A 6,431-nucleotide genomic window follows, 5' to 3' on the forward strand; every position below is an offset into this window, starting at 1 on the left:
CCCGCAACGACTCAGGCCGGATCCCCGCCCGCTCCAACACCTCCCACGCGGACTCCAACAACAACCGCTGCTGCGGATCCATACTCAACGCCTCACGCGGCGAGATACCGAAGAAGTCGGCGTCGAATCGGGAGGCGTCCTCGAGGAAGCCGCCCTCCCGGGCGTAGCTCTTCCCCGTCCGCTCCGGGTCCGGGTCGTACAGGTCCTCGGGGTCCCAGCCCCGGTCGGTGGGGAACGGACCGACCACATCGGCACCCGAGGCCACCAGCCGCCACAGGTCCTCCGGCGAACGCACCCCGCCTGGGAGTCGGCAGCTCATGGAGACGATCGCGATCGGCTCCGTCTTCTGCTCCTCGGTCTCGCGCAGCCGCCGCCGGGTCCGGTGCAGTTCGGCAGTGGCCCACTTGAGGTTTTCCAGGAGCTTTTCTTCGTTCGCCATGACGCTGACGCCACCAACCCATTCGGTGTGAAGAGTGATTCAAAAGGTCGAGGGGACGGGTGCTGTCCGTCCGGTCAGGACTTGCCGAATTCGTCCTTGAGGAAGGCGAGGACCTCGTCGGCGGTGGCGTTCTCCAGCCGCTCCGCCACCTGGGTCTCCGAGTCCGGCTCCGCGTCGGCACGCCGCTCGTCCTCGTCCCAGCCGGCGAGGAGGGACTCCAGTCGCCTGCGGACCGTGGCCCGCTCCTCGCCGCCGAGGGCGAGCCGGGCAAGGCCGGCCTCGAAACGGTCGATTTCGCCGACGAGGTCGGGCCCCTCCGGTTTTCCGGGGGCGGAGGCGAAGCGGGTGGCCAGGTGGGCGGCCAGGGCCTCGGGGGTGGCGTGATTGAAGATCGTGGCGACCGGGAACCGCTCGCCTGTGGCGGCGGTCAGCCGGTTGCGCAGTTCCACGGCGGTCAGGGAGTCCAGTCCGAGGTCCATCACGCCCCGGTCGGAGGCGATCCGGGCGGGGTCCGAGTAGCCGAGGACGGCGGCGATCTGGGTGCGGACCAGGTCCAGCAGCAGATGGCCGCGCTCGTCGGGAGCGGCGGCGCGCAGCCGCCGTGCCAGGTCGGTGTCCACGCCCGGGGCGTGCCGGTCGGCCGGGGTGGTGCGCCGGGCGGGCCGCGCCAGGCCGGTGAGCAGGGCGGGTACGGGTGCGGGTCCGTGGGTGTCGATGCGTGCGGGGTCGAGGGCCGTGGGCACCAGCAGGGCGCGCGGGGTGGCCAGGGCGGTGTCGAGGAGCCGCAGGGCATCGGGGGTGGACATCGGCAGCACGCCGAGCGCGGCCATGCGCTGCCGGTCGACCTGGCCGAGCGCGGCGGTCCACTCGCTGTGTTCGGACCACAGCCCCCATGCCAGGGAGAGTCCGGGCAGGCCGTCGGCGCGCCGCCGGGCGGCGAGCGCGTCGAGAAAGGTGTTGGCCGCCGCGTAGCCGGCCTGCCCGGCCGAGCCGATGACTCCGGCGAAGGACGAGAACAGCACGAAGGCGGAGAGGTCGAGGTCCGCTGTGAGGTGGTGCAGGTGCAGGGCACCGTCCAACTTAGGGCGCAGGACCGCCTCCAGCCGGTCGGGGGTGAGGGCGTCGACCACGGCGTCGTCGAGGACGGCGGCGGCGTGCACCACGGCCGTCAGCGGGTGGTCGGCGGGTATGCCGGCCAGCAGGGCGGTCAGGGCTTCCCGGTCGGAGATGTCGCAGGCGGTGACGTGGACGGTGGCACCGAGGTCGGCCAGTTCGGCGGTGAAGTCCGCCATGCCCGGCGCGGCCGTTCCGCTGCGGCTGGCCAGGAGCAGGTGGCGGACGCCGTGCTCGGTGACCAGGTGGCGGGCTACCACGCGTCCCAGGGCGCCGGTGCCACCGGTGATGAGCGCCGTGCCGCCGGTGGGCAGTGCTCGCGGCCGCTCCGCCGGCGCGGCGGCCCTGGCCAGGCGGGGCACCAGCGGTGTTCCGTCGCGCAGCGCGAGCTGGGGCTCGCCGGTGGCCAGGGCGGTGGGCAGCGCCTGCCGCGAGGCGGCCGAGTCGTCGGTGTCCACCAGGATCAGACGGCCGGGGTGTTCGGCCTGCGCCGAGCGGATCAGGCCCCACACCGGCGCCTGAGCCAGGTGCGGTTTCTCCCCCTCGGCGACCTGCACGGCGCCGTGGGTGAGGATCAGCAGGCGGGCGTCGAGGAGCCGCTCGTCGGCCAGCCAGGCCCGCACCAGTTCCAGTGTGCGCCGGGTGGTCTCCCGGGCGGCGGAAGCGCCGTGTGCGGAGTCCGGCTCGCCGCCGGGGGCCGGGGCCGGCCGGTGCGGCCGGAACACCACCACCGTGTCGGGGGCGAGTTGGTCCGGGCGCAGCGCCTCGGTGAGCGCGGGCAGGTCGGGGTAGGCGGGGGCGGGGCGTCCCGGGGTGCCGAGCCACTCGGCGTGGTCGCCGGCGGGCTCTCCCAGCCACACCCAGCGCGGTTCGCCGGCGGGCGGGATGGGGGGTGCGGGGGGCTCCACCCAGTCCACCTGGAACAGCGACCGCTGGTGGTGGGAGCGGGCGGCGCGCAGCTGTTCGGTGGACACCGGGCGCAGTTCGAGCGTGCCGATGGACAGGACGGGGTGGCCCATGGGGTCGGTGATCCGTACGGCCATGCCGTGGTCCCCGGCCGGGACGATCTCCACGCGGGCTTCGGTGGTTCCGGGGGTGGTCAAGGTGACGTCCTGCCAGGAGAACGGCAGCCGCTGACTGTCGTCCATCTGGTCGGCCATGGGCAGGCCGCCGGCTTGCAGGGCGGCGTCCAGCAGCGCCGGGTGGAGTCCGAAGGCGCTTCCGTCTTGGGCCGGTTCCGGCAGCCGCACCTCGGCGTACACGGTGTCGCCGTCGCGCCACACGGCACGTACGCCCTGGAACGCGGGCCCGTAGTGGTAGCCGAGTGCGGTGAACCGGTCGTAGAAGTCGGCGGTGCCGACCCGCCGCGCGCCCGCCGGTGGCCACGAGGTGGCCGGATCGGCGCGGTGCGCGGTGGCGGGGGGCGTGTCGAGCGTGCCGGTGGCGTGGCGGGTCCATGGCGTGTCGTGGTGTTCTTCGGGCCGGGCGGAGACGGTGACCTCGCGCCGGCCGCCGGCCTGGGCCGGTCCGACGCGCACCTGGATGGCGACCGCGCCGTCGTCGGGGAGGACCAGCGGTGTCTCCAGGGTGAGGTCGGCCAGCCGGTCGCAGCCCGTCTCGTGGCCGGCGTGCAGCGCCAGCTCCACGAAGCCGGCGCCCGGCAGCAGCACGGTGTCGCCCAGGGCGTGGTCGGCCAGCCAGGGGAGGTCGGCGAGGGACAGCCGCCCGGTGAACACCGCGCCGCGGTCGTCGGCGAGTTCCACGACCGCGCCCAGCAGGGGGTGTCCGGCGGCGCGCACGCCTGCCCGGTCGGTGGTGGGCGCGGTGGCGCCGGGCGCGTCGAGCCAGTAGCGGGCGCGCTGGAAGGGGTAGGTGGGCAGCTCGGTCGGGCGCGCGGGGGCCTGGGCGAAGAGGGCCTTGGTGTCCAGGGCGACGCCGTGGACCTGTGCGGTGGCGAGCGATCGCAGCAGCGTGGTGAAGCCGCCCTCGTCGCGGCGCAGGGTTTCCAGGACCGTCGCGTCGGTGCCCGACTCCGCGATGATCTCCTCGACGGCCGTGCCGAGCGTGGGGTGGGGGCCGCACTCGATGAACAGCCGGTGCCCGTCGGCGAGCAGCTGTCGCACGGCCGCCTCGAACTCGACCGGCTGCCGCATGTTGGCGTACCAGTAGTCGGCGTTCAGCCGCTCGCCGGCGACGACCTCCGTGGTGACGGTGGAGTAGAAGGGGATGGCGCCGTTCTTGGGGGTCAGCGAGGTCAGCGGGGCGGCCAGCCGCTCGCGGAGCCGCTCGACGAGGAAGGAGTGCGACGGTGGTGTCGCCGGGACGATCCGGGCGCGGAGGCCGTCCTTCTTGACGTCGGCCACCAGCTCGCGGAGGGCGTCCATCTCGCCGGCGACGGCGGTCAGGCTGGGCGCGTTGACGCCGGCGACCTCCAGTCGGCCGTCCCAGCGGGCCAGGCGTTCGCGTACCTGCTCGACCGGCAGGGCGATGGAGGCCACCGCGCCCGCGCCGGCCAGTTCATCGGCGAACAGCTTGCTGCGCAGAGCGACGATCTTCGCCGCGTCCGGGAGGGAGAGGATCCCCGCGATGTGCGCCGCGGCGATCTCGCCCTGGGAGTGGCCCACCACCGCGGCCGGTTCCACACCGTACGAGCGCCAGGTGGCGGCCAGCGCGACCATCGTCGCGAACAGCGCCGGCTGCACCACGTCGATCCGGTCGAGGGACGGTGCGCCGGGCGCCTGCCGCAGTACGTCCATCAGGGACCAGTCCACGTACGGGGCGAGTGCGGCCGCGCACTCCTGGAGGCGCTCGGCGAAGACCGGGGAGGAGTCCAGCAGGCCACGGGCCATCTCGGGCCACTGTCCGCCCTGTCCGGGGAAGACGAGCACGACCTTGGGGTCCGTGCCACCGGCCACCCCGCGCACCACGTCCGGGTGGTGCCGGCCCGCGGCCAGGGCCGCCAGGCAGCGGAGGCGTTCGGCGGGGTCGGGGGCGGTGACCGCCGCCCGGTGCGGAAAGTGGGTGCGGGTGGTGAGCAGGGAGTAGGCCACGTCGTCGGCGGCGGGGGCCGGGTCCTGGCCGAGCCGTTCGAGGAGCAGTCGCGCCTGGTCACGCAGCGCCGCGTCGGAGTGCGCGGACAGCAGCCACGGCCGCGGCGCCCCGGCACCGGCCGGTTCCCCGGCGGGGGACACCGTGGCGGTGCCGCGGTGGCCGCGATCGGCGTCGGGGGCGGCTTCGAGGATGACGTGGGCGTTGGTGCCGCTGATCCCGAAGGCGGAGACGCCGCACCGCTCGGGGGCACCGGTGTCCGGCCACGGCGTCGCCGCGGTCACCAGGCTGACGGCGCCCGCCGACCAGTCGATGTGCGGGGAGGGTGCGGTGACATGGAGCGTCGGGGGCAGTTCCCGGTGCCCCATGGCCAGCACCATCTTCATCACCCCGGCGACACCGGAGGCGGCCTGGGTGTGGCCGATGTTGGACTTCACCGAGCCGAGCCACAGCGGCCGGTCCTCGGTGTGTTCCCGGCCGTAGGTGGCCAGCAGCGCCTCGGCCTCGATGGGGTCGCCCAGCCGGGTGCCGGTGCCGTGCGCCTCGACGGCGTCGATGTCGGCGGCCGTCAGGCCTGCGGCGGCCAGGGCCTCACGGATGACGCGCTGCTGGGACGGGCCGTTGGGGGCGGCCAGGCCGTTGGACGCGCCGTCCTGGTTGACCGCGGAGCCGCGGACCACCGCCAGCACGCGATGGCCGTTGCGCCGGGCGTCGGTCAGCCGCTCCAGCACCAGCATCCCGACGCCCTCGGAGAACGCGGTGCCGTCGGCGTCGGCCGAGAACGCCTTGCAGCGGGCGTCCGGTGCCAGGCCTCGCTGCCGGGAGAACTCCAGGAAGGTGTCGGGCGTGGGCATCACGGTCACGCCGCCGGTCAGGGCCATGTCGCACTCGCCCTGCCGCAGTGCCTGGCAGGCCAGGTGCAGCGCGGTGAGGGAGGAGGAGCAGGCGGTGTCCACGGACACGGCCGCGCCCTCCAGCCCGAGGGTGTAGGCGATGCGCCCCGAGGCGACGCTGATCGCCGAACCGGTCCCCAGGTATCCCTCCGCGTCGGCGGGGGCGCCACCGTGCCCGTACCGGGTGGGCAGCAGGCCCACAAAGACCCCGGTCCTGCTGCCGCGCAGGGACGCCGGGGCGATTCCGGCCCGCTCCACGGCCTCCCAGGCCGTTTCCAGCAGCAGCCGCTGCTGCGGGTCCATGGCCAGCGCCTCGCGCGGCGAGATACCGAAGAACTCGGCGTCGAACTCGGCCGCGTCGTCCAGGAATCCGCCGCTGCGCACATAGCTGCGCCCGGCCCGGCCCGGGTTCGGGTCGTACAGTGCCGCCAGATCCCAGCCCCGGTCGGCGGGGAAGTCGGAGACGGCGGCCCGCCCTTGGGAGATGAGCCGCCAGAAGTCCTCCGGGGAGCGGACACCACCGGGGAAGCGGCAGCTCATCGCCACGATGGCCACCTGGTCGGCGCCCGCGGACGCCGGCGCGGCGGCAGGAGAGGGTGCCTGCGCGTCCTCGGTGGTGCCGGACAGCTCGGCCAGGAGGTGCCGGGCGAGCGCGGCCGGCGTGGGATGGTCGAACACCACGGCGGGCGACAAACGCAGGCCGCACCCGGCCGACAGACGATTCCGCAGCTCGACGGCGGTGAGGGAGTCGGCGCCGAGCCTGGCGAAGGTGGCGTCGGGGTCCACCGCCTCCGCCGAGGGGTGCCCGAGTACCACGGCCGTCTCGCCCCGGACCAGCTCGGTCAGCATCCGGCGGCGCTCCTGCGGGGCGAGCGCGGCCAGCCGGCCGGCGAGCGCGCCGCCCCCGGCGGGCGCGGCGGTGGCCGCCGCGGGCCGGG

At 74.8% G+C, this 6,431-nt stretch carries 2 protein-coding genes; both read right to left on the minus strand.

Annotated elements, in window-relative coordinates:
* Positions 1–439, minus strand: a 439-nt coding sequence (locus ABFY07_RS42325) for a beta-ketoacyl synthase N-terminal-like domain-containing protein (protein ID WP_346179563.1), incomplete at its 3' end; no start/stop codon positions are given.
* A gap of 74 nt (positions 440–513) precedes the next feature.
* Positions 514–6,431 (minus strand): type I polyketide synthase (locus ABFY07_RS42330; protein WP_346179564.1); only part of this gene is annotated, 5,918 nt, incomplete at its 5' end.

Origin of the sequence: Streptomyces sparsogenes subsp. cuspidosporus (assembly GCF_039532705.1) — a bacterium.
Classification (GTDB): domain Bacteria; phylum Actinomycetota; class Actinomycetes; order Streptomycetales; family Streptomycetaceae; genus Streptomyces; species Streptomyces sparsogenes.